At 72.6% G+C, this 26,054-nt stretch carries 21 protein-coding genes; 7 read left to right on the top strand and 14 right to left on the bottom strand.

Annotation, left to right across the window (positions count from 1 at the left end; translation table 11 throughout):
- Positions 1–41: 41 nt before the first annotated feature.
- The 5 genes from CPH93_RS26215 to CPH93_RS26195 form a co-directional block, all read right to left on the bottom strand.
- Positions 42–3,158: an endo-alpha-N-acetylgalactosaminidase family protein gene (locus CPH93_RS26215; protein ID WP_096214248.1), complete on the bottom strand. Its 3,117-nt coding sequence runs from the start codon at positions 3,156–3,158 to the stop codon at positions 42–44.
- A gap of 212 nt (positions 3,159–3,370) precedes the next feature.
- Positions 3,371–4,522: a sensor histidine kinase gene (locus CPH93_RS26210; protein ID WP_096214247.1), complete on the bottom strand. Its 1,152-nt coding sequence runs from the start codon at positions 4,520–4,522 to the stop codon at positions 3,371–3,373.
- A 41-nt stretch (positions 4,523–4,563) separates the two neighbouring features.
- Positions 4,564–5,244: a response regulator gene (locus CPH93_RS26205; RefSeq protein WP_096214246.1), complete on the bottom strand. Its 681-nt coding sequence runs from the start codon at positions 5,242–5,244 to the stop codon at positions 4,564–4,566.
- A 101-nt stretch (positions 5,245–5,345) separates the two neighbouring features.
- Positions 5,346–5,525, bottom strand: a complete 180-nt coding sequence (locus CPH93_RS26200; RefSeq protein WP_093482671.1) for a hypothetical protein — start codon at positions 5,523–5,525, stop codon at positions 5,346–5,348.
- Positions 5,526–5,741: 216 nt separating this feature from the next.
- Positions 5,742–6,548 carry a S1 family peptidase gene (locus tag CPH93_RS26195; protein WP_093482672.1) on the bottom strand — a complete coding sequence of 269 codons (807 nt, stop codon included), beginning with the start codon at positions 6,546–6,548 and terminating at the stop codon, positions 5,742–5,744.
- Between the two features lie 267 nt (positions 6,549–6,815).
- Here CPH93_RS26195 and CPH93_RS26190 point away from each other — a divergent pair, with 267 nt between their 5' ends.
- Positions 6,816–7,709, top strand: a complete 894-nt coding sequence (locus CPH93_RS26190; RefSeq protein ID WP_093482673.1) for a hypothetical protein — start codon at positions 6,816–6,818, stop codon at positions 7,707–7,709.
- Between the two features lie 40 nt (positions 7,710–7,749).
- Here CPH93_RS26190 and CPH93_RS26185 read toward each other — a convergent pair whose 3' ends face one another.
- Positions 7,750–8,445 carry an alpha/beta fold hydrolase gene (locus CPH93_RS26185; RefSeq protein WP_096214245.1) on the bottom strand — a complete coding sequence of 232 codons (696 nt, stop codon included), beginning with the start codon at positions 8,443–8,445 and terminating at the stop codon, positions 7,750–7,752.
- Positions 8,446–8,587: 142 nt separating this feature from the next.
- Positions 8,588–9,319 (bottom strand): MBL fold metallo-hydrolase, encoded by a 732-nt coding sequence (locus tag CPH93_RS26180; protein WP_093482675.1) that lies wholly within the window; start codon positions 9,317–9,319, stop codon positions 8,588–8,590.
- A gap of 142 nt (positions 9,320–9,461) precedes the next feature.
- Between CPH93_RS26180 and CPH93_RS26175 the strand changes: the two genes are divergently transcribed.
- Both CPH93_RS26175 and CPH93_RS26170 read left to right on the top strand, forming a co-directional pair.
- Positions 9,462–9,950 carry a hypothetical protein gene (locus CPH93_RS26175; protein ID WP_096214244.1) on the top strand — a complete coding sequence of 163 codons (489 nt, stop codon included), beginning with the start codon at positions 9,462–9,464 and terminating at the stop codon, positions 9,948–9,950.
- Positions 9,951–10,029: 79 nt separating this feature from the next.
- Positions 10,030–10,506, top strand: coding sequence for a PPOX class F420-dependent oxidoreductase (locus CPH93_RS26170; protein WP_093482677.1), 477 nt, complete (start codon positions 10,030–10,032; stop codon positions 10,504–10,506).
- Between the two features lie 22 nt (positions 10,507–10,528).
- Here the strand turns inward: CPH93_RS26170 and CPH93_RS26165 are convergent, their stop codons facing one another.
- Positions 10,529–11,254 (bottom strand): SDR family NAD(P)-dependent oxidoreductase, encoded by a 726-nt coding sequence (locus CPH93_RS26165; protein ID WP_093482678.1) that lies wholly within the window; start codon positions 11,252–11,254, stop codon positions 10,529–10,531.
- A 68-nt stretch (positions 11,255–11,322) separates the two neighbouring features.
- Between CPH93_RS26165 and CPH93_RS26160 the strand changes: the two genes are divergently transcribed.
- Positions 11,323–11,904, top strand: a complete 582-nt coding sequence (locus CPH93_RS26160; RefSeq protein WP_096214243.1) for a MarR family winged helix-turn-helix transcriptional regulator — start codon at positions 11,323–11,325, stop codon at positions 11,902–11,904.
- Between the two features lie 20 nt (positions 11,905–11,924).
- Here CPH93_RS26160 and CPH93_RS26155 read toward each other — a convergent pair whose 3' ends face one another.
- A complete protein-coding gene (locus tag CPH93_RS26155) occupies positions 11,925–12,686 on the bottom strand; it encodes a winged helix-turn-helix domain-containing protein (protein ID WP_096214242.1) in 762 nt (253 codons plus the stop codon).
- A gap of 67 nt (positions 12,687–12,753) precedes the next feature.
- On the opposite strand from CPH93_RS26155, the gene CPH93_RS26150 reads away from it, so the two are divergent.
- Positions 12,754–13,329 carry a hypothetical protein gene (locus CPH93_RS26150; RefSeq protein ID WP_096214241.1) on the top strand — a complete coding sequence of 192 codons (576 nt, stop codon included), beginning with the start codon at positions 12,754–12,756 and terminating at the stop codon, positions 13,327–13,329.
- 169 nt (positions 13,330–13,498) lie between these two features.
- Here the strand turns inward: CPH93_RS26150 and CPH93_RS26145 are convergent, their stop codons facing one another.
- From CPH93_RS26145 to CPH93_RS26135, 3 genes are all read right to left on the bottom strand, one after another.
- Positions 13,499–14,959, bottom strand: a complete 1,461-nt coding sequence (locus tag CPH93_RS26145; RefSeq protein ID WP_093482682.1) for a glutamate synthase subunit beta — start codon at positions 14,957–14,959, stop codon at positions 13,499–13,501.
- On the bottom strand, positions 14,952–19,556 hold the full coding sequence (gltB, locus tag CPH93_RS26140) for a glutamate synthase large subunit (protein ID WP_096214240.1): 4,605 nt from the start codon (positions 19,554–19,556) through the stop codon (positions 14,952–14,954). The genes CPH93_RS26145 and gltB overlap by 8 nt, the downstream gene beginning before the upstream one ends.
- Positions 19,557–19,847: 291 nt before the next feature.
- Positions 19,848–20,579 (bottom strand): VIT1/CCC1 transporter family protein, encoded by a 732-nt coding sequence (locus CPH93_RS26135; protein ID WP_093488579.1) that lies wholly within the window; start codon positions 20,577–20,579, stop codon positions 19,848–19,850.
- Positions 20,580–21,074: 495 nt separating this feature from the next.
- Between CPH93_RS26135 and CPH93_RS26130 the strand changes: the two genes are divergently transcribed.
- Both CPH93_RS26130 and CPH93_RS26125 read left to right on the top strand, forming a co-directional pair.
- The gene (locus CPH93_RS26130) at positions 21,075–22,367 is read left to right on the top strand and encodes an ADP-ribosylglycohydrolase family protein (protein WP_096214239.1); all 1,293 of its coding nucleotides are present in this window, start codon (positions 21,075–21,077) and stop codon (positions 22,365–22,367) included.
- A gap of 46 nt (positions 22,368–22,413) precedes the next feature.
- Entirely contained in the window at positions 22,414–23,661 is a 1,248-nt protein-coding gene (locus tag CPH93_RS26125; protein WP_096214238.1) for a CaiB/BaiF CoA transferase family protein, read from the top strand.
- Positions 23,662–23,787: 126 nt separating this feature from the next.
- Here the strand turns inward: CPH93_RS26125 and lgt are convergent, their stop codons facing one another.
- Entirely contained in the window at positions 23,788–24,858 is a 1,071-nt protein-coding gene (gene lgt, locus CPH93_RS26120) for a prolipoprotein diacylglyceryl transferase (protein WP_096214237.1), read from the bottom strand.
- 173 nt (positions 24,859–25,031) lie between these two features.
- Positions 25,032–26,006: a DsbA family protein gene (locus CPH93_RS26115; protein ID WP_096214236.1), complete on the bottom strand. Its 975-nt coding sequence runs from the start codon at positions 26,004–26,006 to the stop codon at positions 25,032–25,034.
- Positions 26,007–26,054 lie beyond the last annotated feature (48 nt).

The raw sequence follows: 26,054 nt of genomic DNA, 5'->3' as shown, positions 1-26,054 counted from the left end.
GTGGTCGTGGGGGCGTGCCGAACCCGCCCCCACGCCCCGCGCTACCCCTGGACCTCGCGCACCTCGAACGTGTCGAGGACGAACTCCGCGGTTCCGTCGTCGCCCACCTTGCGCAGGCCCACCCAGGCCTCGCCGCTGGCGGGTGCGGTGAACTCGTAGGTGTAGGTGGTGGGTTGGGTCGCCACCGGGAGCGGGCTGCGGCTCAGTTCGCGGGGTGCGGGCTCGTCGACGGCGGTGACCCAGGCGTACTGGCCGGCCTTCTCGTTCTCGTAGCGGAAGGTGACCCGGTAGCGGCGGCCGGGGGTGAAGCGGACGGTGTGCGGGACGGTGCGGTACACCAGCCCGGTGTTCTCGCCGCGTGACTTGAGCGACTGGCCGCCGTCGAGGACGTCGTCGATCGCCTTGCCGTTCCACCCCCGCTGGGTGAAGCGGGCGTGCCGCTGGGCGAGGTGGGTGCGGGGGTCGGTGCTGCCGCCCGCGTCGCCCTTGACGAAGGGACCCCAGCCCTGGGGGACGTGTTCGAAGTCCTCGTAGACCAGGGTGCCCTTCTTGGTGACGGCCTTGGCGGGGACGACGCGGACGTTGTCGAACCGGACCCGGGCGCGGCCCGCCGCCGCGGTCAGGGTGAGGGTGACCGGGCCGCCGCCGTCGGGGACGGTGAAGTAGGTGAACAGCCGCTGGAAGCGGGTGCCGGATTTGCGGTCGGCGGCGACGTAGTTGCCGGCGGTGGAGGTGTCCGTCCAGTTGGCGGCGGTGACGCCGTCGGCGGTGCGGATCTCCAGGCCGGCCCGGCGCCGCTCCCCCGCCGTGGCGCCGACCTCGATCTGTACGGAGGCGGCGTAGCTCCCGGGGGCGAGCCGGCGGAGGTGCTGGGCGACGGTGGCGGCGGCGCCCGCGCCGATGACCAGTTCGTAGTCGCCGAGGGTGCTGCGCCGGACGGCGGCCGGGCCGGTGGTCCGCCAGGCGTCCAGGGTTCCGGCGTGGAAGCCGGGGTCGGTGAGCGGGGTGCCTTCGCCCCAGTGGGGGTCGCCCTGGGCCGGGGCCCGGTGGCGGTGGACGACGTACGCGACGCCGGGCCGGGCGGTGAGGGTGATCTTCCCGTCGCGGACCGGGACCCGGGTCTCCTGGGTGCGGCCCTGGTCGGTGAGCCGGTAGACGTGCACGGCGGTGGCCGCGGACCAGCCGCGGGGCAGGGCCCAACGGGTCGTGCCGCCATGGGGGTTGTAGTGGTAGAGCTTGCCGGGGTCGGTGGCGTTGCGGGGTTCCCAGGGGAGCAGGTAGGTGCCGTCGTCGTAGACCAGCCGGCCGTCGGTGGTGATCTTGCGGGGGCCGCTCGACGACGGATCGCCGGAGTCTGAGCCGGCGTCGCTGACGACGGTCCTGGTGGGGCCCTCGAAGGTGATCTCGTGGGCGCTCCAGGTCCTGATCGGGTACGCCTGGAGGTACTTGGCGGGCAGGGCCTCGGTCCAGAGGAGGGTGTGGAAGGCGTTCCAGTCGGTCTTGCCGACCCAGCCCTCGAAGTTGCCCATCCGGCCGCTGCCCAGCAGCGTGGGCCACTTGTCGGCGAAGACGTCCTTGTGGTGGTTGCGGACGAAGCGGATCAGCTGGGAGTTGATACCGCGGGAGGTGTCGGGGCCGTAGTCGGTCTCGTTGGCCCAGTGCGACCACAGCGAGGAGCGTTCCAGGCCGTGGCCCCATTCGGTGGTGATCTGCCAGCCCTGGTCGCGCAGATGGCGCTGGAGGCGGTCGGAGTTCCAGCCGGACTCGCGGAAGACGTCGATGTAGAGGGTGGTCAGGGCCGGGTCGGTCTCCTTGCGCAGCTGGGCGAAGCGGGCGGCGATGTCTCCGGAGACCAGATCGCGGCGGGCGTCGATGCGGTAGGACTGGTCGAGCCAGTCCCACTGCTTGTCGTTCTTGTCGACGAGTTCCTCGGAGAAGGCGTGCGCGACGGGGTAGGACTCGGTGGCGTTGACGTGCACCGCGAAGTCGCTGTTCCACTTCTTTCCGGCGCGGACCAGCGCGTTGAGGTCGGCGAGGCCGCCGGCCCGCTGGTTGTAGTTGCCGCCGTAGTCGGGGTGGGCGGAGTCGTGGCCCTCGGACTGGTAGCCCTTGAGGAGGGTGAACTGCCCGAGCCCGTCGGTGGCCAGGGCGATCCGCTTGACGTTGTCGAGGGTGGCGAGGAACGGGTTGGTGGCCTGGCTGGCGAAGTTGAACGCGATGTGCGGGACGACCCGTAGATGCTGTGCGTCGGCGCCCAGCGGCATGACCATGATGTCGCGCAGCGCGATGGCGGCGTCCTGCCAGTCGATGCGGCCGTCGCCGTTGCGGTCGCCGGTGACGATGACGGTCGCGTACGGCAGCGGCTCGGTGGCGGTGGGGGGCTGCCCGGCGGCCCGGTGCGTCCACTGGCCGGGGACCAGCTGGGCCTTGACGAAGCCGTCGCCCTTGAGGGTCTGCCGCCACAGCCGGCCGTTCTCCCAGGCGGTGGCGCCGGCCGGCTTGTCGTACACGGTGTTGGTCTCGACGGCGGCGGCCAGTTCGTCGGTGGCGACGACGGCGTAGGCGCATCCGGTGGGCGCGGCCTCGGCGGGGGTGTCGGCGGTGACCTGCACCAGGGTGTCCCCGCTGGTGGCCTTGTCGAGCGCGATACGGGCGGCGAGCAGGGTCGCGCCGGGCTGGTCGCTGCGGACGCTGAGCAGCGCGAGGCCGGGGATCTCCAGGGTGCCGATGCGCAGCGCCGGGGTGTCGGCGATGCCGGTGACCCGCCAGGTGACCTGCCGGCCCCGGACGGCGATCTCGACGGTGATCCGGGTGCCCCCGTCGAAGCCGAGGGTGTAGGTGGCGCGGTCGGCGCGGGCGCGGTGGGTGACGTGCGGGGTGCGGGCGGTGCCGTCGATGAGGACCTCGGAGACCGGGGTGTCCTGGCCGTGCAGGACGGCGCCGGTGCCGCGGTCGGTGTAGGCGACGATGCGCGGGAAGGCGGTGTCGACGCGGACCTCCAGCGCGTCGGAGCGGAGCCGGGCCGTACCGTCGCGCCGGGGTGCGGCCGCGGCGGTGGGCGCGCCGGGCAGGAGGGCCCCGGCGACGGGGGCGAGCGCGGTGCCGGCGACGACTGTTCTGCGGCTGGGCCCGCGGGGGGCACCTGTCTGTCCGTTCACGCGCGCTCCTCCTTCGTGCCGGCAGTGCCTGTTGGCGGACAGCGTGCTGCGGGGGCGGGGCGTGCGCCTATGGACAAAGGAGGGGGAGGTGTTGGACAGATGTGGGGCGGGTGGGGCGCGGGTGACGGCGGGCAGCCCCGGGCCGGTGGCGGGGGAAGGCGGCAGCGCGGGGCCGGGCCGGTGGCGGCGGGGAACCCCTGTCCGTGCCGGCGTCAGGCAGCAGCCGCCCCGCCGTCCAGGGGCAGGACGGCCGTGAGCTCCCAGCCGCCCTCGGCCGCGGGGCCCGCGGTGAGGCGGCCGCCCATCGCCTCGGCCCGTTCGGTGAGTCCGGCCAGGCCGAAGCCGCCGCCGCGGGCCTGTTCGCAGAGGCGGGCGGGGGCGCCGCCGTCGTTGGCGATGCGCAGTTCCGCCCCGAGGGGGACGGGCCGCAGACCGATCCGTACCGCCGTGGCGTCCGCGGCGTGCTTGCGGATGTTGGTCAGCGCCTCGCGCACGATGCGGTAGACCGCGGCCGCCACATCGGCCGGCAGCGCGTCGGCCACCCCGCGGTCGAGGGCGAGGACGACCGGCGGGCCGGTGCGGGCGAAGGCATCGGTCATCGCCCGTACCTCGGCGAGCCCGGCGACGGGGTGGGTCTGTGCCCCGTTCTCCCGCAGTACCCGCACGAGCCGGCGCATCGCGCCCAGCGCCTCGCTGCCGGAGGTCTCGATCCGTTCGAAGGTGGCGCCGGCCTGCTGCCCTTCCAGGGCGGTGAAGCGGGCGGCGCGGGCCTGGACGACGATGCCGGTGACGTGGTGGGCGACCAGGTCGTGCAGCTCACGCGCCAGTTCCAGCCGCTCGGCGGCCCGGACCGCGGCGAGGTCGCGCAGCCGCTGAGCGTCCTGGCGCCGCAGGATCAGCGAATAGGCGACGACGACCACGGTGAGCACGGCGTGCACGGCGGTGAAGATGCCCAGCCGGATGTCCCGCAGCGGGGCGAGCATGCAGGCCAGGCCCAGCAGCGGGCCGAGCACGGCCGCGGTGCGGGCGGGCGCGCGGTGGACGACGGCAGTGAGCAGGACGAGCAGCGCGATGCCCTCGCCCAGGCCCCATACCTGGAGCGCGTGCTGTCCGGCGATCAGCACCGCCGAGCCGGCCAGCGAGACCGTGGCCGCGGTCCAGCCCCGGACGGTCAGCGGGATGCGGGCGGAAGGCACCGCGCACAGGCAGACCACGACGGCGGTGGCCACCACGGTCGCGTACGGGCGGATGGGCTGACTGGCCAGCTCCACCGTTTCGAGGCCGACGAGGAACAGCAACAGCACCGCCAGCCCGGCCTTGGCGGCGACGCCCGGCCGCGGGCGGGGCAGGCGCCATCCCGTCACCGGGCTCCTGTCCGGGACGAGCCGCTTTCCGGTGCGCTCGCTCACGTCCGGCCCGTGACCAGGCCGGTCTCCCAGGCCCAGGCGGCGATCTCGACGCGGTTGCGGGCGTCCAGCTTGTTCTGCACGTTGGCCAGATGGGTCTTGACCGTGGACAGCGAGACGTACAGTTCGCCGGCGATCTCGGCGTTGGTCAGGCCGCCGGCCAGCGCCCGTACGACGTCCTGTTCGCGCTCGGTGAGCGGCTCGGCGGGGGTACGGGCCGGGCGGCCGCGGCCGGCGGCGGGAGCCATCCGGCGCAGCAGCCGGACGGTGATCGCGGGCGAGACCAGCGAGTCGCCGACGGCGGCGGCGCGGACGGCTTCCACGAGCATGGCCGGGCTGGCGTCCTTGAGGAGGAAGCCGCTGGCGCCGTCGCGCAGCGCGGCGTGGACGTATTCGTCCAGGTCGAAGGTGGTGACGATGACGATCCGGGGGCGCTGTCCGTGCTCGGGGTGGGCGGCGGCCAGCTCGGCCAGCCGGCGGGTGACCTCCAGCCCGTCGAGGGCGGGCATCCGGATGTCGAGCAGCAGCACATCGGGGCGCAGCCGGGCCACGGCATCGAGGGCGGCCCGGCCGTCGATGACGTCGTCGAGGACCTCGATGTCGTGCTGGCTCTCCAGAATCATCCGGAATCCCATCCGGACCATCTCCTGGTCGTCCGCGATGACCACGCTGATCGGCATGTCGCTCCTCCTCGGCGCCGTCGGAGCCGAGGGCCCGTGTCCGTCCGGCCGGCCGGCGGGGCGCGCGGCGCCCCGGGGGCCGGGAGAAGCTGCGGGCACGGTCAGCCCCGGACCGCCTGCGGGGGCGTCTCGGCCGGCTGGACGGGGCTGTCGTGGACGCCGAGCAGGACGTAGGCGACGGCCGCGGCGGAGGCGGCGAGGAGCAGGGCGGCGAGGACCGTCGTGCGGTGGTCGCGGTCACGGCGGCATGCCGGGGGGCGGAGTCGGGGCTGGGTGGTCATGGCGTTCACGCTAAGGAGCCGCCGGGGGCCCGCCCATAGGCCGTACGGTCATCGGTGACGGCACAAGACCCGGCCGGAAGCACGAATTTGGTCCCGGGCCGGACGGACCAAGGTCCCTGGGGCGGCGGGACCAAGGGCCCGGGCCGAGGCCGGGACCGCCCGCTGCGGCACAGGGCCCGGGGAGCATCTCCCCGGGCCCTGCGGTGCGTGCTGCGGTCAGCCGAGTTCGCCCGCGGCCTTCTTGATGTTCGCGGCGAAGGTGCTCACCTCGCTGTAGACACCGGGCTTGCCGGGCCGGGCGCAGCCCTCGCCCCAGGAGACGATGCCGACCTGGAGCCACTGGCCGGCGTCGTCCTTGCGGAACATCGGGCCGCCGGAGTCGCCCTGGCAGGTGTCGACGCCGCCGGTGTCCAGTTTGCCGGCGCAGATCTCGTCGCCGGGCGTCAACTGGTCACCGTAGGCCTTCTTGCAGGTGGCGTCGTCGACGAAGGGCACGGTCGCCTTGAGGAGGTAGCGCTGTTGGTCGCCGCCCTCCTTGTCGGCGCCCCAGCCGGCGATGGTGAAGTCGCCGTTGTTGAGCTTGTCGTTCTCGGCGATCTTCAGGGTGGGCTGGTCTATCGGCTTTTCGAGTTTGATGAGCGCCCAGTCCTTGCCCTTGCCGTTGTAGCCGGGGGCCTGCAGGACCTTGGTGGACTTCACCTTGACGGCGTGCGAGTCCTCCAGGTCGGCCACCCCGGCGGTGGCGGTGATGGAGGTGTTGGCGCCGCTGCCGTCGACACAGTGCGCCGCGGTGAGCACGATGTCCTTGGCGTACAGGGCACCGCCGCAGCCCATCGACAGCCGGACCATGAAGGGGAATTCACCCTGGTCGGCCTTGGTGCCGCCGACGACCTTGGTGTGGACGGAGCCGGAGGGGTCCGGGGCGGGGGCGGCATGGGCCGCGCCCGGCTGGAGGCTGAAGGCGGCCAGGGCGACCGCGCCGACGGCGGAGGATCTCGTGAGAAGCTTCCGGTAAGTGCGCAACGGGCTTCCTTTCGTGGGGGGTTGCACGTCTCAATGACGAGCCCATGCCAACACCGGAGCCGGACGTGACCGCCGCACCGTGCACAGGGCGGAAGACAGCACACCGCAAGGCGTCCGGACCCAGTGGGGGATGAGTCCGAAGAGCGCCCTGCGATTATGTGGACCGGCAGGTCAGAGTGACAAGAGTGCGCATCCGGCCAACTCCCCTGCCCCACACGCCCCGTACGGCCCATACCGGACGTTCCCGGCGCCCCGTACAGTGGCCGGGTGACCACCGGCAGCAGTGAGATCGAGCACGGTTTCCCCCATCTCGACACGGTGCGCGCGGCCGTCCACGCGCTGTTCACCCGCCTGTCGTACGACACGGTCAGCACCTTCGCCACCAGCGTGCTGCCGGTCGATGTGGCCTTCGACGAGTCCGAGGACCTGCATCTGGGAGCGCAGCGGGTCGCCCGCGCCCTGGTCCGTCAGCTGCATCTGCCAGACGCCCGGATGGTCATCACCTTCCGCGAGATGGAACACGCCGCGAACGTCGAACTCACCGCGGGACCCGAGTACTTCATCGAGCTGAACGACCGCTTCACCAAGCACCGCAAGGACATCGGCGCCGCGCTGGCCCACGAGGTGATGCACATCTGCCTGCACCGGCTGGACCTGTCGTTCCCCGGCACCCGCGACAACGAGATCCTCACCGACACCGCCACGACCTACCTCGGCGCGGGCTGGCTGCTGCTGGACGCCTATCGCGAGCACGGCCCGTTCTCGCAGAAGCTCGGCTATCTGACGCCGGAGGAGTTCGGCTACGTCCTCGCCAAGCGGGCCCGGTTCTTCGACGAGGACCCGGCACCGTGGTTCACCAGCCCGCAGGCGTACGACGCGTACACGGCGGGCGCGGAGCGGGCCGGGCGGGACCTGCGCCGGCCTCCGCTGGCCGGCGCCGGCTGGGCCGCCCGGCTGCGCTACGCCAAGGACCGCCGGGCGGCCCAGGGGCGAACGGGCCGCCCGGCCGCGGCCGGTGACGGCTACGCCTTCGAGGGCCCGTCGCCGCTGCGGGTGTCGTTCCCCTGCCCCGCCTGCCACCAGCGGATCCGGGTCCCGGTCCGCGGCCGGCTCCAGGCGCGCTGCACGCTGTGCAAGACCCTGCTGGACTGCGACACCTGACGGCGCGGCGGCCGCTCCGCCGGGCCCGCCTCGGTCCTGGTCAGACCCACCCCTCCAGGCCCGCCATGAAGGCGTCGAAGTCGTCGCGGTGGATGGTGTGTCCCACGCCGGGCACCGTACGGACCTCGAAGCCGCGGCCGGCCAGCTCGGCCGCCGCCGGCGCGGAGAAGAGGAACCCCTCCCCCGCGTACTGCACCAGCGAGGGGACGACCGGCTTCTCGGGCGTACGGTCCTCGCGGTGCACGGCGGACAGCGCGAGGGCGGTGCCGGTGTCCCAGTCCGCGACCGTGGCCAGCTCGATGTCGATGTCGGCCTCGCTCCAACGCGGGTTGAACATCCGCACCTTCGCCCGGTCGGCCCGCTTGAACGTGACGAACAGGGCCGGATCGACGGACTGTCCGAGCCCGGCGAGCGACCACGCCGGATCGCTGTACACCGCCCGTCGCGGCTGCAGCCGCTCCACCGCCAGGGACAGCGCCAGGCCGCCCAGGGAGTGCCCGATGACGACCTCGGGGGCGGCGGGCAGGGTCTCCACGAGGTCGTCGGCGAACAGTTCGGCACCGTAGTCGCCGCGCGGGCTGCGGCCGTGGCCGCGCAGATCGACGGCGAGGACCCGATAGCCCCGGTCGGCGAGCGCCGGGCCGACCCGGTGCCAGGTGCGGTGATCGGACATCATTCCGTGGACCAGCACCGCGATCCGTTCACCGGTGCCCCACTCATGGGTGTACAGCTGCATGCCCGTGCCTCTCCTCGCATCCCGCGTTCGCCGGCTCCCGCCGTTCCCGGACGGGCCCGGCCCGCCCGAGGGTATCCGCGCAGCGCCGCGCGGGCCGGGCGCTGCCCCCCCGACCCGCTACGGCACACCCGCCCGGCCCCGGTTACTGCCAGTCCGTCTCGGGCGTGGCCGCGGCCAGGATCTCCCGCGCGCCACCGCGCAGCGGCGCACCGTGCGGGACGCACACCGTGTCGGCACCGAGCGCGGCCAGCCGCCGGAAGGACGCGACGGCCGCCTCGCGGTCGACATTGATCGGGCCGAGGACGGCACGCCGGCCCTCGGGGTCGGCGCCGATGAGGTCGCCGGGGAAGAGCAGCCGGCTCGCGGGGAGGTGCAGGGCGATCCCGCCGGGGGTGTGGCCGGGGACGTGCAGCACCCGCACCGGTTCGGGCCAGCCGTCGAGGGTGTCCCCGTCGTGGAGTTCGACATCGACCTCGACGGGGCGCAGCGGCGGGGTGCCGGCGGCCGTGAGGCCGGCCATGATCCCTTCGTGCAGCGGCCGTTCGGCGGGGGTGAGCTCCGGCTCGGGGGCGGGGGCGGTGCCGCGGATGTAGGGGGCCTCCAGGGCGCCGGCCAGGACGCGGGCGCCGGTGGCGGCGACCAGGTCGGCGGCGGCGCCCATGTGGTCGAGGTGGTAGTGGGTGAGCACGATCTGCCGCAGCTGGTCGGGGCGTCCACCGAGACGGGCGAGGGCGTCGAGGACGGCGGGGGCGGAGCCGGGGACGCCGGTGTCGACCACGGCGTACCCCTCGTCGGGGAGGGCGACGAAATACACGTGCCCGACGGGGAACGGGAGGTGCCAGACGGTACGGGTGATCCGGGTGAGGGTGTCCATGGCCCGGACGCTAACGGCAGGCGGTCCGGGGTCACGGCGGTTGCGCCAGGGGCGGATTGTGCGCAGGGCGAACCGCGGCCGGATTGGGCCGGAACCTGTCTTGCCTCCGCAACGTCACACCGCCGACCAAGGAGGCAATGTCATGCGAGGATCCCACCTCTCCCGCACCCGTACCCTCACCGCTGTGCTCGCGCTGGCCACGGCCGGCACCGTCGCGCTGTCCGGCTGCGGCCAGCAGAAGCAGACCGTGGGCACCGCGCCGGCCCCGAAGAAGCAGGACGCTTTCGAGCGGCGCGCGGATCAGATCGTGCGGGACTGGCCGAAGGTGTCCCCGGTCACCGGACGGCAGCAGGCGCTGCTGCCGCTGGTCGGCGCGGACCGTCCCAAGGACAAGGGCGTACGGGAGATCACGGTGACGGTCGGGCACAGTGCCTGCGATGTCCACTTCGGTGCGCGCAGCCACGAGTCGAAGGACCTGGTGGTGATCACCGGCTGGGGCAAGCGGAAGAGCAACAAGGGGATGTGCACCGAGCAGCTGGCGACGGACAAGGTGACGGTGCGGCTCAAGTCCGCCCTGGACGGCCGCAAGGTCGTGGACGCGGCCACCGGCAAGCAGCTGCTCAAGGGCTGACCGGCGGGCCGCAGGGAACGTCCCGGCCACGATCCGCCGGTCCGGCAGATCGTGGCCGGAGCGCCCTAAGCTCGGCCGTATGAGCCCTTCTCGCGCCACCACCACCCGCGTCGAACTGCCGGGACTGCTGGAGTTCGTCCGCCCCCGGCACCGTGCGATCCTGCTCACCCGCCGCAGCGACGGCACCCCGCAGGGCTCGCCGCTGACCTGCGGGGTGGACGACTCCGGCCGGCTGGTCATGTCGACGTATCCGGAGCGTGCCAAGGCCCGCAACGCCCGCCGGGTCTCGTCGGTCAGCGTCATCGTGCTGTCCGACGAGTGGAACGGCCCGTGGGTGCAGATCGACGGCGAGGCCGAGGTCCTCGACGTCCCGGATGCGATCGAGCCGCTCGTCGAGTACTACCGCACCATCGCCGGGGAGCACCCGGACTGGGACGAGTACCGGGAGGCGATGCGCACGCAGGGCAAGTCACTGATCCGGGTGACACCGCTGCGCTGGGGCCCGATCGCCACCGGCGGTTTCCCGGCCCGGCTCGCGGAGGACGGTGACGCGTAGCCCTCCCCTGCCGCAGCGGACGTCAACGGGTCGTGCGGGTCCCGCCGTTGACGTTCAGCACCTGGCCGGTGATGTGCCGGGCCGCCGGTGACGCCAGGAAGGCCACCGCCTCCGCGATGTCCGCCACGGACCCCGGGCGGCCCACGGCCGAGGCGGTCACCAGCTGGTCGCGGCGCTCGTCGGTGAGCTGGTCGCGGAAGAAGTCGGTGCCGGCGATATAGCCGGGCGAGACGACGTTGGCCGTGATGCCGCGGGGGCCGAGGTCCCGGGACAGGCCGGCGTTCCAGGAGGCGAGGCCCGCCTTGGCCGCCCCGTAGGCGCCGCCGGATCCCTGGTCGGCGGCGATCGACCCGATGTGGACGACCGCGCCGCCGGCCGCCAGCCGGCCCTCCAGCGCCCTGGTGGTCAGCGCGGCGCTGAGCAGGTTCGCATCGAGGTTGGCGCGGAATTCCCGGGCGTAGGACGCCAGATCGCCGGCGCCGTCGGAGTCCAGGTCGGTGTTGCCGCCGGCGTTGTTGACCAGGACGTCGACCTGCGCGGGGAGTTCGGCGAGCAGCGCGGTGAGCGCCTCCGGGTCGGTGTGGTCGCACACCAGCGGGCGGACGGCCGGATGGCGGGCGGCGGTCTCCTTGAGGGGGCCGGGGCGGCGGCCGGTGACGACAACCTCGTCACCGCGGTCCGCGAAATGGTGGGCGACGGCCCGTCCGATGCCCGTTCCGCCGCCGGTGACCAGGATCGTGCGTGACATATGCTGAGCTCCGTCCATGACGTTCAGGTCTAAATTTATAACTAAACCTAACATCGCCAGGAGGGCCCGTGGCAAGGGAATTCGAGGCGCCGGACGGCCATGCCCCCTCGGCGGCCGACACCTCCGCGTACCCCGTCGAGGAGATCGCCGCGGCCTGGGAACGCGAACGCCCCGGCATCCCGGTCACCTCGATCGGGATCGTGACGCCGATCTGGCAGCTGGCGAAGCTGCTGGGTGACGACCGGCGCCGGGTGCTGGCCGGCGCCGGGGTCGACCCGGCCACCCTCGATCTGCTGAGCGTGCTGCGCCGCAGCGGTGAGCCCTACACCCTGACGACCCGTGAGCTCAGCCGGCGCTCACTGGTCACCGCGGGGGCGATCTCCCAGCGGGTGGCCCGCGCCGAGCGCGAGGGCCTGGTCACCCGGCGGCCCGGCGAGGGCCGCCCGCGTACGGTCCTGGTCGCCCTGACCCCGGCCGGCCACGAGCTGATCGAGGCCACCGTCGACCAAGTGCTCGGGCGCGAGGCCGAGTTGGTCGGCGGCCTGACCCCCGAGCAGCAGGAGCAGCTCGCCGGACTGCTGCGCCTCCTGCTCCAGGACACCCAGCGCCGGCTCGGCGACGACCGGATCAGCCAGGTCGGCGACGACTGACCGCGGCCCGCCCGGCCAGGTCAAGCGCGGGGCGGGGCGAGCGCCAGGGAAGGGTAGAGCGCCTCGTCGGGCAGTCCGAGCTGGGCGCGGAAGGCTCTGCGGCCCGCCGCGGTGACGGTCAGGATGCGGGTGGTGACGGCCTTGACGATCCAGTCGTGCTCCAGGGCGTGCTGATAGAGGGCGGCACCGACCGCACCGGAGAGATGCTGGCGGCGCACCGTCCAGTCGAGGCAGGTACGGACGTGGGCCCGGCCGCCGGCCGACGGGCCGGCGTCGGAAATGCCCAGCGCGGCCAGCCAGTTGGCGCCGGCGCCGGTCAGCACCAGGCCGTAGTCCCGGGCCAGCAGGCCGCGTTCGGTCATGGCGGCGGCGATGGCGACGCCGAGCGCACCGGCGATGTGGTCGTAGCAGGTACGGGCGTGGTGCAGCGCCCGGCGGTGGTTGGCCTCGGCCAGCGAGCGGACCGGGACCTGACGGTAGGGGGCCAGACCGGCGAGGTTCTCCAGGGTTTCCGCGGTCTCCGGGCCGGCCAGCCGCACATAGCGCCGCCGGCCCCGGCGCTCCTCGGCGAGCAGGCCGCCGGAGACCAGGAGGTTGAGGTGTTCGGTGGTGGTGGACGGGGCCACCGCCGCGTATTCGGCGAGTTCACCGGCGGTCCAGGCACCGCCGTCGAGCAGGGCCATACAGATGGCGGCACGGGTGCGGTCCGCGAGCAGTGCCGCCAAGGCGGCCAGATCGGGGGTTTCCGCGACGCTTTCCTGATCGGCGTCCCATCGGTTCATCTACACAGAGTAACCTCTCATAACATTTCGGTGAGCACCGAATCGTCCGGCTTCTATCCTCAACGCCATGAACGTCGCGCTGGAGAAGAGCAGTTCGGTCACGCCGGCGCTGCTGTCCACGGAGAACGACGACGGGACCTTTGTGCTGGTCGAGCTGCGGATCCGGTGGGAGCTCGGGCCGGTCGTCAGCCTCTGGCTGCCGTCCCGCGGCCGTACCGCGCAGAATCTCGCGGTTCGCCCGGACGTGGTCTTCAATCTGCCGCCGGACGGAACGGGGGCCGAAGAGGAGACGAGCAGCATGCCGTGCGCCACGGATACGCCGTGGACGGAACGGTCCGAGCTGGTACGGCCGCCCCGGCTCACGCACTGCCCGGTGCAGTTGGAGGCCCGCCGGGTCGGCGAGTGGACGGTGACCGCCGGGGCATGGGCCCAGATCGAGGCCCAGGTGCTGCGGGTGCATGTCGATCCGCGGGCCGTGCTGCCGCTCGGCGAGGGGCGGACCGAACCGGGCGTCTGGCAGCCGCCGGTGCACGACTTCCGGCCATCGGCCACTCCCCCGCCGCAGCCCGTACCGGCGCCCGCGCAGGAGCTGGCACGGCAGCGGGAGCTGCGCTTCCCCGCCGGGCGCGGCGGCCGCCCGTAGGCGCCCCGACGCCGTAACGGCATCAGGGCCGGCGGGGTTGCGGCACACAACACGCGGCGCCTGCCCTCCGGTCGGGGGGAGGGGACAGGCGCCGCGGTATGGGCTCCGGGGGGACTCCCGGACCCCATGCCGCCGTACGACGTTGTACGGGACAGCGGGGGACGGTCCGTCACACGGCCAGTGCGCGGTCCGTCGGCTTGATGGGAGCGGGCAGGGCGCTGACGCCGGTCAGGAAGCGGTCCACGCCCTTGGCCGCGGAACGGCCCTCGGCGATGGCCCACACGATCAGCGACTGGCCGCGGCCGGCGTCACCGGCGACGTACACGCCGGGGACGTTGGTGGCGAAGTCCGCGTCGCGGGCGATGTTGCCACGCTCGTCGAGCTCCAGGCCGAACTGCTCGACCAGGCCGTTCTCCCGGTCGGTGCCGGTGAAGCCCATCGCGAGGGTGACCAGCTGGGCCGGGATCTTCCGCTCGGTGCCGGGCTTCGGCTCCGGGCGGCCGTCCTTGAACTCCACCTCGGTCAGGTGCAGGTACTGGACGTTGCCGTCCTCGTCGCCCTCGAAGTGGGTGGTGGAGACGGAGTAGACCCGCTCGCCGCCCTCCTCGTGCGCGGAGGTGACCTTGTAGAGCATCGGGAAGGTCGGCCAGGGCTGGCCCGGGTGCCGCTCGTCGCCCGGCTTGGGCATGATCTCCAGCTGGGTGACGGAGGCCGCGCCCTGGCGGTGGGCGGTGCCGACGCAGTCCGCGCCGGTGTCGCCGCCGCCGATGACGACGACGTGCTTGCCCTCGGCGCTGATCGGGGCGACGGTCAGATCGCCCTCCTGCACCTTGTTGGCCAGCGGCAGGTACTCCATCGCGAAGTGGATGCCGTTCAGCTCGCGGCCGGGCACCGGCAGGTCGCGGGAGGTGGTGGCACCGGCGGCGATGACGACGGCGTCGTAGCGCTTGCGCAGCTTCTTGGCGTCGAGGTCGCGGCCGATCTCCACCTCCGTACGGAACTTGGTGCCCTCCGCGCGCATCTGCTCGATGCGGCGGTTGATGTGGCGCTTCTCCATCTTGAACTCGGGGATGCCGTAGCGGAGAAGACCGCCGATACGGTCCGCGCGCTCGTAGACGGCGACGGTGTGGCCGGCCCGGGTCAGCTGCTGGGCGGCGGCCAGGCCGGCCGGACCGGAGCCGATGACGGCGACGGTCTTGCCGGAGAGGCGCTCGGGCGGCTGCGGGGTGACGTCGCCGTTGTCCCACGCCTTGTCGATGATGGAGACCTCGACGTTCTTGATGGTCACCGGCGGCTGGTTGATGCCCAGCACACAGGCGGACTCACAGGGCGCGGGGCAGAGGCGACCGGTGAACTCCGGGAAGTTGTTGGTCGCGTGCAGCCGCTCGCTGGCCTCGGTCCAGTCCTCGCGGTAGGCGTAGTCGTTCCACTCGGGGATGAGGTTTCCGAGCGGGCAGCCGTTGTGGCAGAACGGGATGCCGCAGTCCATGCAGCGCGACGCCTGCTTGCTGATGATCGGCAGCAGGGAGCCGGGCTGGTAGACCTCGTTCCAGTCCTTGACGCGCTCGTCGACGGGGCGGGTCTTGGCGACCTCGCGCTCGTGGTTCAGGAAGCCCTTGGGGTCAGCCATTGGTCGCCGCCTCCATCATCTTCTCGTGGGTCTCGGACTCGGAGAGTCCGGCCTGCTCGGCGGCGTCCTTGGCGGCGAGCACTGCCTGGTACGTGGGAGGGATGACCTTGCTGAAGCGCGCGGCCGCGGCATCCCAGTCGGCGAGGAGCTTGGCGGCGACGGTGGAGCCGGTCTCCTCCTGGTGGCGGCGCACCACGTCGTGCAGCCACTGCTTGTCGGCGTCGTCGAGCGCGTGCACCGCGTCGACGAGCTCCTTGTTGACGTTGGCCTTGTCCAGGTCGATGACGTAGGCGAAGCCGCCGGACATACCGGCCGCGAAGTTGCGGCCCGTCTCGCCCAGCACGACCGCGTTGCCGCCGGTCATGTACTCACAGCCGTGGTCACCGACGCCCTCGGAGACCACCGTGGCACCGGAGTTGCGGACGCAGAAGCGCTCGCCGACCCGGCCGCGCAGGAACAGCTCGCCGCCGGTGGCGCCGTAGGCGAGGGTGTTGCCCGCGATGGTGGAGAACTCGGCGAGGTGGTCCGCGCCGCGGTCCGGGCGGACCACGACCCGGCCGCCGGACAGGCCCTTGCCGACGTAGTCGTTGGCGTCGCCCTCCAGGCGCAGCGTGACGCCGCGCGGCAGGAACGCACCGAAGGACTGGCCGGCCGAGCCGGTGAAGGTGATGTCGATGGTGTCGTCGGGCAGGCCCGCGCCACCGAACTTCTTGGTGACCTCGTGGCCGAGCATGGTGCCGACGGTCCGGTTGATGTTGCGGATCGCGATCTGCGCCCGGACCGGCTGGGCGTCCTCGGCGGTGTCCGCGGACAGCGCGTCGGCGGCGAGCTTGATCAGCTCGTTGTCGAGCGCCTTCTCCAGGCCGTGGTCCTGCTCGATGACCTGGTGGCGCACGGCGCCCTCGGCCAGCTCGGGGACGTGCAGCAGCGGGGCCAGGTCCAGGCCCTGCGCCTTCCAGTGGTTCACCGCGCGGGCGGTGTTCAGCAGCTCGGCGTGGCCGATGGCCTCGTCCAGGCTGCGGAAGCCCAGCTCGGCGAGGATCTCGCGGACCTCCTCGGCGATGAACTGGAAGAAGTTGACGACGTACTCGGCCTTGCCGTTGAACCGTTCGCGCAGCGTCGGGTTCTGGGTGGCGATGCCGACCGGGCAGGTGTCGAGGTGGCAGACGCGCATCATGACGCAGCCGGAGACGACCAGCGGTGCGGTGGCGAAGCCGTACTCCTCGGCGCCCAGCAGGGCGGCGATGACGACATCACGGCCGGTCTTGAGCTGGCCGTCGGTCTGCACGACGATGCGGTCGCGCAGGCCGTTGAGCAGCAGCGTCTGCTGGGTCTCGGCCAGGCCCAGCTCCCAGGGACCGCCCGCGTGCTTGAGGGAGGTCAGCGGGGAGGCACCCGTACCGCCGTCGTGGCCGGAGATCAGGACCACGTCCGCGTGCGCCTTGGAGACACCCGCGGCGACCGTGCCGACGCCGACCTCGGAGACCAGCTTCACGTGGATGCGGGCCGCCGGGTTGGCGTTCTTGAGGTCGTGGATCAGCTGAGCCAGGTCCTCGATGGAGTAGATGTCGTGGTGCGGCGGCGGGGAGATCAGGCCGACGCCCGGGGTGGAGTGCCGGGTCTTGGCGACCCAGGGGTAGACCTTGTGGCCGGGCAGCTGGCCGCCCTCGCCGGGCTTGGCGCCCTGGGCCATCTTGATCTGGATGTCGTCGGAGTTGACCAGGTACTCGGACGTCACACCGAAGCGGCCGGAGGCGACCTGCTTGATGGACGAGCGGCGCGCCGGGTCGTAGAGGCGCTCGGGGTCCTCGCCGCCCTCACCGGTGTTGGACTTGCCGCCCAACTGGTTCATGGCGATGGCGAGGGTCTCGTGCGCCTCCTGGGAGATGGAGCCGTACGACATGGCGCCGGTGGAGAAGCGCTTGACGATCTCCGATGCCGGCTCGACCTCCTCGATCGGGATCGAGGGGCGGTCGGAGGCGAAGGAGAACAGACCGCGCAGCGTCATCAGCCGCTCGGACTGCTCGTTCACCCGCTCGGTGTACTTCTTGAAGATGTCGTAGCGGCGGGCGCGGGTGGAGTGCTGGAGCCGGAAGACGGTGTCCGGGTCGAAGAGGTGCGGCTCGCCCTCGCGGCGCCACTGGTACTCGCCGCCGATCTCCAGCGCACGGTGCGTGGCGGCGATGCCGGAGGCCGGGTAGGCCTTGGCGTGCCGCGCCGCGACCTCCTTGGCGATGACGTCCAGACCGGCGCCGCCGATCTTGGTCGCGGTGCCGTGGAAGTACTTGGCGACGAACTCCTCGTCCAGGCCGACGGCCTCGAAGACCTGCGCGCCCCGGTAGGAGGCGACGGTGGAGATGCCCATCTTGGACATGACCTTCAGGACGCCCTTGCCGAGCGCCTTGATCAGGTTCTTGATCGCGGTCTCCGGCTCGACGCCGGGCAGGAAGGTGCCGGCGCGGACCAGGTCCTCGACGGACTCCATGGCCAGGTACGGGTTGACCGCGGCCGCGCCGAAGCCGATCAGCAGCGCGACGTGGTGCACCTCGCGCACATCGCCGGCCTCGACGAGCAGACCGACCTGGGTGCGCTCCTTGGTGCCGATGAGATGGTGGTGGACCGCGGCGGTCAGCAGCAGCGACGGGATCGGTGCGTGCTCGGCGTCCGAGTGGCGGTCGGAGAGCACGATCAGCCGGGCGCCGTCGTCGATGGCGGCGTCCGCCTCGGCGCAGATCTGCTCGATCCGGGCGGCCAGCGACTCGCCGCCGCCGGAGACCCGGTAGAGGCCGGAGAGGGTCACGGCCTTCATGCCGGGCATGTCGCCGTCGGCGTTGATGTGGACGAGCTTGGCCAGCTCGTCGTTGTCGATGACCGGGAAGGGCAGGGTCACGCTGCGGCAGGAGGCCGAGTTCGGCTCCAGGAGGTTGCCCTGGGGGCCGAGCGAGGAGATCAGCGAGGTGACCAGCTCCTCGCGGATGGCGTCCAGCGGCGGGTTGGTGACCTGCGCGAAGAGCTGGGTGAAGTAGTCGAAGAGCAGCCGGGGACGCTCGGAGAGCGCGGCGATCGGCGAGTCGGTGCCCATCGAGCCGATGGGCTCGGCGCCGGCCTTGGCCATCGGGGCGAGGATGACGCGGAGCTCTTCCTCGGTGTAGCCGAAGGTCTGCTGGCGGCGGGTGACCGAGGCGTGGGTGTGCACGATGTGCTCGCGCTCGGGCAGGTCCGCGAGCTCGATCAGACCGGAGTCCAGCCACTCCTGGTAGGGCTGCTCGGCGGCGAGCTGCGCCTTGATCTCGTCGTCCTCGATGATGCGGTGCTCGGCGGTGTCCACGAGGAACATCCGGCCGGGCTGCAGCCGGCCCTTGCGGACGACCTTGGCGGGGTCGATGTCCAGGACGCCGACCTCGGAGGAGAGCACGACCAGGCCGTCGTCGGTGACCCAGTAGCGGCCGGGGCGCAGACCGTTGCGGTCGAGGACCGCGCCGACCTGGGTGCCGTCGGTGAAGGTGACGCAGGCCGGGCCGTCCCAGGGCTCCATCATCGTGGAGTGGTACTGGTAGAAGGCGCGCCGGGCCGGGTCCATGGAGGTGGAGTTCTCCCAGGCCTCCGGGACCATCATCAGCACCGAGTGCGGCAGCGAGCGGCCGCCGAGGTGCAGCAGCTCCAGGACCTCGTCGAAGGACGCGGAGTCGGAGGCGTCCGGCGTGCAGACCGGGAAGATCCGCTCCAGGTCCTCGTTGCCGAAGAGCTTCGAGGCGAGCTGGGACTCGCGGGCGCGCATCCAGTTGCGGTTGCCCTTGACCGTGTTGATCTCGCCGTTGTGCGCGACGAAGCGGTACGGGTGGGCCAGCGGCCAGCTCGGGAAGGTGTTGGTGGAGAACCGCGAGTGGACCAGCGCGATCGCGGTGGCGAAGCGGCGGTCGGACAGGTCCGGGAAGAAGGGCTCCAGCTGGCCGGTGGTCAGCATGCCCTTGTAGACGATCGTCCGGGCGGACAGCGAGGGGAAGTAGACCCCGGCCTCCCGCTCGGCGCGCTTGCGCAGCGCGAAGGCCTTGCGGTCCAGCGCCAGGCCGGTGCTCTCGCCGTCGCCGACGAACAGCTGGGAGAAGGCCGGCATGGTGGCGCGGGCGCCGTTGCCCAGCAGCTGCGGGGCGACCGGGACCACCCGCCAGCCGAGGACGTCCAGGCCCTCTTCGCCGGCCATCGTCTCGATGCGCGCGACGGCCTTGGCCGCTTCCTGGGCATCGGACGGCAGGAAGGCGATGCCGACGGCGTAGGCGCCGGCCTCGGGGAGCTCGAAGGTGACCTCGTCACGGAGGAACGCGTCCGGCACCTGGAGCAGGATGCCCGCGCCGTCGCCCGAGTCGGGCTCCGAGCCGGTGGCACCGCGGTGCTCCAGATTCGTCAGGACGGTGAGCGCCTGCTCGACCAGTGCGTGGCTGGCCTCTCCGGTGAGGGTGGCCACAAAGCCGACGCCGCAGGCGTCGTGCTCGTTGCGCGGGTCGTACATGCCCTGCTGGGCGGGGCGGCCGTCCATGGGCGACCAGGCGGCGTCGCCGGCGCTGCTGGTGGTCGCGGAGTGCGTGGACGCGAAGCGCATCAAGCTCTCCCAACGTCGTCGTGGCATAGGAATTGCCGAGGGACGACGTTGGCCCTCCGCGAAATTTCGTGCAGGTTACAGGATGGGCCGCTTCTCGAAAGTCGAAAAGAGGCTTCCAACATGCGGACACCGCGGGTGCGGTGGGTCAGGACGCGGACGGAATCTGGAGCCGTCCCACAGGGCGGCGTTCGGCGAGCGACATTGCCCGCGACGCCTGGGCCTTATGCCCCGTCGTCATCGATTCGAAACCGCTGGGTAATGCGGTAATTATGCAGTCACTCGCATGACACGTCACCCTACGACGGTCCCGAACAGTGCGCCCAGGGCGTACGTCACACCCGCCGCGGCGCCGCCGAGGGCCAGCTGGCGCAGTCCGCTGAACCACCAGGAACGCGCCGTCACCCGGGCCACGACCGCCCCGCAGGCGAAGAGTCCGACCAGGGCGAGCAGCACCGCGGGCCAGATGGCGGAAGCGCCCAACAGGTAAGGAAGAACAGGCAGCAGCGCGCCCAGCGCAAAGGATCCGAAGGAGGAAATGGCGGCGACAGCGGGCGAAGGAAGGTCCGACGGGTCGATACCCAGCTCCTCGCGGGCATGGATCTCCAGGGCCTGCTCGGGGTCCGAGGAGAGCTGTTCGGCGACCTGCCGGGCGAGCGCCGGCTCGACGCCGCGCGACACGTAGAGAGCCGCCAGTTCGTCCAGCTCGTCCTTCGGGTGCTTACGCAGCTCGGCCCGCTCGACCGCCAGCTCGGCCTGGACCAGCTCCCGCTGCGAGGCGACCGAGGTGTACTCCCCCGCGGCCATCGAGAAGGCGCCGGCCGCGAGGCCCGCAAGGCCGGTGATGATGATCGTCTGCTGCGACAGCGCGCCGCCGGCGACACCCGTCATCAGGGCGAGGTTCGAGACCAGCCCGTCCATCGCGCCGAAGACGGCGGGGCGCAGCCAGCCGCCGTTCACATCGCGGTGGGTGTGGTTGTCGCGGTGCGCCACATGCGTCGGCGCCGCGGCATCCATGATCTCCATGACGGACATATCGGTACCTACTCCCTGGAGCGAGGTGTGGGCCGATGGCGGCACTTCCCCCTTCAACGCCTCGAATTTATGCGCCCATTACCCTCCGCCGCTAGCAAGGAAGGCCGAACTTACCGCTCTGACCTGCGGTTTTTCCCCGAGGTCGGCGGTGAGATCCGGGTCACACGCCCGTCGGCGGACCCGCGGACCCCTCCCCGCGCCGCCGTCCGGGGGAGTCGACCGGGTGACCGTGGGGCCCGGGAGAGGAGAGCCGGGCCGAGGCGTGGCACGGATGAAGCGCAGCGGTCCGAGGCCTGCCGGGTGCTGTCCGGCCGTACGCCGCCCCGGCCGGCCCGGGCCTCGTCGAGCCGGACCGGCCCGGCCGCTCGCCCGTACGGGGCCGACCGCCCTCGAAGCCACCGGGGCGGCGGTCCCGGCGGCACGTGCGGACGCCGTCGTCGGCGCCCGCTTGCCCCGCTCCCGCACCGTGGAAGGACTCCCCCGCACATGACCTACGCAAGCGAGCAGACCCCGACCGCGCCGGACGCCCCCGGCCGGCGGGCCGCCGGGGCCAGGGCGGTCATGCCGGCCGTGCAGCCGGCGCCGGTGAGCCCGCCGGCCGCCGCCCCCGTGCCGCCCTCGCTGGAGGACCGGGCCACCGGTGCGCTGGTCGGGGCGGCGGTCGGGGACGCGCTCGGCGGGCCCGTGGAGGGCTGGTCGCCGGAGGAGATCGCAAAGCGGCACGGCGGCCGGGTCGAGGGCATCGTCGGACCGTTCCACGACGACTGGCGCACCGCCCGGCCGATCGCGCCGTACCACAAGGGCGACGGGCACGTCACCGACGACACCCTGATGACGCATGCGCTGGTCAGGGTCTACGAGACGGTGCGCGATCACCTCGACGCCTACGACATCGCCGATCATCTGGTGCCGGATCTGATCGGCACCCCGCGCTGGATCCCGGAGCTGGAGGCCGAGGCGCTGCCGCTGCAACGGATCTTCCTCGCCGAAAAGTGGATCGTGGCGCGGCTGCACTACGGGCATGCGGATCCGCGGGAGGCGGGCGTCGGGAACATCGTCAACTGCGGTGCGGCGATGTACATGGCACCGGTCGGCGTGGTCAACGCCGGCAACCCGGACCGGGCGTACGCCGAGGCGCTGGACATCGCCGGTGCCCATCAGTCCTCGTACGGGCGGGAGGCGGCGGGGGTGTTCGCCGCGGCCGTGGCCGCCGCGTTCATCCCGGACGCCACCCCGTCCTCCGTCCTCGTGCAGGCGCTGCGGCTGGCCAAGGACGGCACCCGCGCCGCGATCGAGGCGGTCTGCGAGGCCGCGTCGTCGCTGACCGACCCCGCGTCGGCGCCGGCGCCGCTGCGCGCGGCCGTCGCCCCCTTCGACACGGTGGGCCCGGACTACCGAAACCCCTCGCTCGGCGCCCGCCGCCCCTCCCGGCTGCACGCCGTCGAGGAGCTCCCGATCGCCCTGGGCATGCTGCTGGTCGGCGGCGGCGACTTCCGCAGCACGGTGCTCGGCGCGGTCAACTACGGGCGCGACTCCGACTCGATCGCCACGATGAGCGGTGCGCTGGTCGGCGCGCTGCGCGGGGCGTCGGCGGTGCCGGCCGAGTGGAGCGAGGAGGTCGCCCGCGCCAGCCGCCTCGATCTGCAGGCGCCCGGGGCCACGCTGGCCACCGTCGCCCGGGAGATCTTCACCCGCGACCGGTCCCGCGCCCGCACCCACGAGCAGGCCTTCACCGCGATCTCGGCCATCCCCGCGATGACGGAGGCGGGCGGGCGGTGACCGCCGGCATCGCTCCGACCCCCGACCGACCGGAGGCCTCCGCACCATGACCGACCCCTCCCCCTCCGGGGTGGCCGAGCCCGCCGCGGCCTCCCCGCAGCCTCCCGCCTCCGGCCCGCTCACCGGGCTGCGGGTGCTCGATCTCGCCACGCTGTTCGCCGGTCCGCTCGCCGCCACCCTGCTGGGCGACTTCGGCGCCGAGGTGATCAAGGTCGAGCATCCGCACCGGCCCGATCCCTCGCGCGGCCACGGCCCTGCCAAGGACGGCATCGGGCTGTGGTGGAAGCTGCTGGGCCGCAACAAGAAGGCCATGACGCTGGATCTGTCCCACCCGGGCGGCCGGGACGTGCTGCTGCGGCTCGCCGCCGGGGCGGATGCCGTGATCGAGAACTTCCGGCCCGGAACGCTGGAGCGCTGGGGCCTGGGCTGGGACGAGCTGTCCGCCGTCAACCCGCGGCTGGTGCTGGCCCGGGTCACCGGCTTCGGCCAGTTCGGCCCGTACGCCCGCCGGCCCGGGTTCGGCACGCTCGCGGAGGCGATGAGCGGCTTCGCGGCGATGACCGGCGAACCGGACGGTCCGCCGACCCTGCCACCATTCGGTCTCGCGGACGCGATCGCGGCGCTCGGCACCTCCTACGCCGTGATGGCCGCACTGCACGCCCGGACGGCCTCCGGCCGCGGCCAGGTCATCGACATGGCGCTCATCGAACCGATGCTGACCGTCCTCGGCCCGCAGCCGCTCTGGTACGACCAGCTCGGCCATGTCCAGCCGCGGACCGGCAACCGCTCGGCCAATGTCGCGCCGCGCAACACCTACCGCACCGCCGACGGCTCCTGGGTGGCGGTCTCCACGTCGGCCGAGTCGGTCGCCGAGCGGGTGATGCGGCTGGTCGGGCGGCCCGAGGTGATCGGGGAGCCCTGGTTCGCGACCGGGGCGGGACGTGCGGAGCACGCCGATGAGCTGGATGCGCCGGTCGCCGACTGGATCGCCCGGCACGACCGGGCCGAGGTGATGGCCGCCTTCGAGAAGGCCGAGGCGGCCGTCGCGCCGATCTACGACATCCGCGAGGTGATGACGGATCCGCAGTACCAGGCGCTGGGCTCGATCACCGAGGTCCCGGACGACGAGCTGGGCACGGTCCGGATGCAGAACGTCCTCTTCCGGCTCTCCGAGACGCCGGGCGCCATCCGGTGGGCGGGCCGCCCGCACGGCGCGGACACCGACGAGGTACTGGCCTCCCTCGGGCTGACCGGCCCCGAGATCGAGGGGCTGCGCGCAGCGGGCGCAGTGTGAGGCCGGCGGGGGCCGGGCGGGAGCTGGGCTCGGCCACGCGCCGGAGCTGACCGGGGCCGGACAGCACAGCGCCGGGCGGGCCCGATCGTCTCGGGACCGCCCGGCGCTGTGCTGTCGTGCGTCGCCTCAGGACTTCTTGGTGCTGCCGCTGCCGGCGGGCTTGGCGGCGTCCTCGGCGGACTCCTCCGCCGGGTCCTCGCCCTTCGCGTCGCCGGCCGCGTCCGTCGCGGACCCGGTGACGGCCTTGTCCTCTCCGGAGTCCGTCTCGCCGTCGTCGGACGCCGCCTTCGGGGACGGCTTCTCGACCGACACCTTGCCGCCGTCGGCGTCGTCCCGGGCGCCCTCGTCGCCGTCGCCGTCTTCACCCTCGGCGACCTGTGCCCCCGGCTCGACGACCGCTTCCCGGCCGGGCGCCTTCTTGGCCGAGATCACCAGGTAGGCGATGGCCAGGACGCCGACGATCAGGGCGGTCCAGACGTTCAGCCGCAGGCCCAGGATGTGGTGCGCCTCGTCGACGCGCATGTACTCGATCCAGGCGCGGCCCGCGCAGTAGGCGGCGACATACAGCGCGAAGGCCCGCCCGTGGCCGAGCCGGAAGCGCTTGTCGGCCCAGATGACCAGCGCGGCGACGCCGAGACACCACAGGCACTCGTAGAGGAAGGTCGGGTGGTAGGTGCCGCCGATCCGTCCGATGGCCGGGTCGGAGCTGATCTTCAGCGCCCACGGGACATCGGTCGGCTTGCCGTACAGCTCCTGGTTGAACCAGTTGCCCCAGCGGCCGATCGCCTGCCCGATGGCCAGACCGGGCGCCAGCGCGTCGGCGTACGCGGGGAGCGGGATGCCGCGCCGGCGGCAGCCGATCCAGGCGCCCACCGCGCCGAGCGCGACCGCACCCCAGATCCCCAGGCCGCCCTGCCACACCTTGAAGGCGTCGATCGGGTGGCCGTTCGGGCCGAAGTACGGCTCGTACGTCGTGATGACGTGGTAGAGGCGGCCGCCGACCAGCCCGAAGGGCACGGCCCACACGGCGATGTCCGCGACGGTTCCGGAGCGGCCGCCGCGCTGCACCCAGCGCTTGTTGCCGAGCCAGACACCGACGAAGACGCCGATGATGATGCAGAATGCGTAGCCGCGCAGCGGGACCGGGCCGAGGTAGACGACTCCGGTCGACGGGCTGGGAATGAATGCGAGGTCCATGGCAGGGACGACGCTACCGCGCCGGGCGGGGTCGACGACAACTTCCACCCGGCTACGGCTGCGTAACGACCCGCCGTCCCGGACGATGACGCTGGGTGTCCGGGCCGCCGGCCTCGGTGAGCCGAGGACCCCGCAGGGCCCTCCGACTCGGACGACCAGGACGACCAGGACGACTAGGACGACGGCGCGAGGCCCGCTCCGCTCTGCGGCTCCCGGGGCGCGGTGCTCCGGCCGTGGGTCTGCCGCTCCTGGGACGGGACGCCCGGGATGCCGGTGTGCCGGTGGTGCGGTGCGGCGCTGTGGTGGCCCGCCTGCTTGCCCGGGTGGGGCGAGGTGCTCGGGTGCGGCGGGAGGCCCTTCCCGGGCTGCTTGCCCTTGTTGGCCTCCTGCACCATCTTCTTGAGGTCCGCCGGGGTGAACCGGCCGCCCTTCTCCTGCGCGAGGTCCTTGCCGTTGAGCAGGACGGTCGGGGTGCCGCGGTATCCGGAGGTGGCGAAGGCGTCGTTGGACTTCTGCGCGAAGCGGTCGTACCTGCCGTCGTCGACGCAGGCGGTGAAGGCGGGGGTCACCAACCCCTTGACCTTGCCGGCCAGTTGGAGGAGGTACTTCTTGTCGGCGAACTTGTCCTGCGTCTCGGGCGGCTGGTTCGCGTAGAGGACGTCGTGGTAGTCGCGGAACCTGCCCGCGTCCTGCGCGCACAGGGCGGCGTTGGCGGCGTTGAGGGATCCCTTGCCGCCGGAGTTGCCGTCGATGATCGTGACGAGGTGGTACTCGTTCTTGAGCTGACCGGAGTCGACCAGCTCATGGACGACCGGGCGGAAGCCGGTCTCGAACTGCTGGCAGGCGGGGCAGCGGAAGTCCTCCCACACCGTGAGTGTGGAGGGGGCGCCGGCCGCGCCCACCGGGACGGCGGGCCGTTTGCCGCCGCTCGCCTGCTTCGGGACGGCGACCTGGTTGTCGCTCTTGCTGCCGTTGTCGCCGGCCGACGACGCCCAGACGGCGATGCCGCCGGCGATCGCCAGCACCACCACCACCGATCCGGCGACGATGCCCTGCCGGCGGCGCCGGGCGCGCGTCTTCTCCTTTTCCCGCTGTTCCTGGAGTCGCTCGCGGGCGGTTCTCTTACCCTCATGGTTCTTCTGGCTCACGCCCCTGGACAACGAAGCGGAGGGGTGACCCTGCACCCCTCCGCACCG

Origin of the sequence: Streptomyces sp. 2323.1 (assembly GCF_900221035.1) — a bacterium.
GTDB lineage: Bacteria > Actinomycetota > Actinomycetes > Streptomycetales > Streptomycetaceae > Streptomyces > Streptomyces sioyaensis.
The sequence above is the reverse complement of the archived record's forward strand: the minus strand, read 5'-3'. Positions and strand labels throughout refer to the sequence as shown.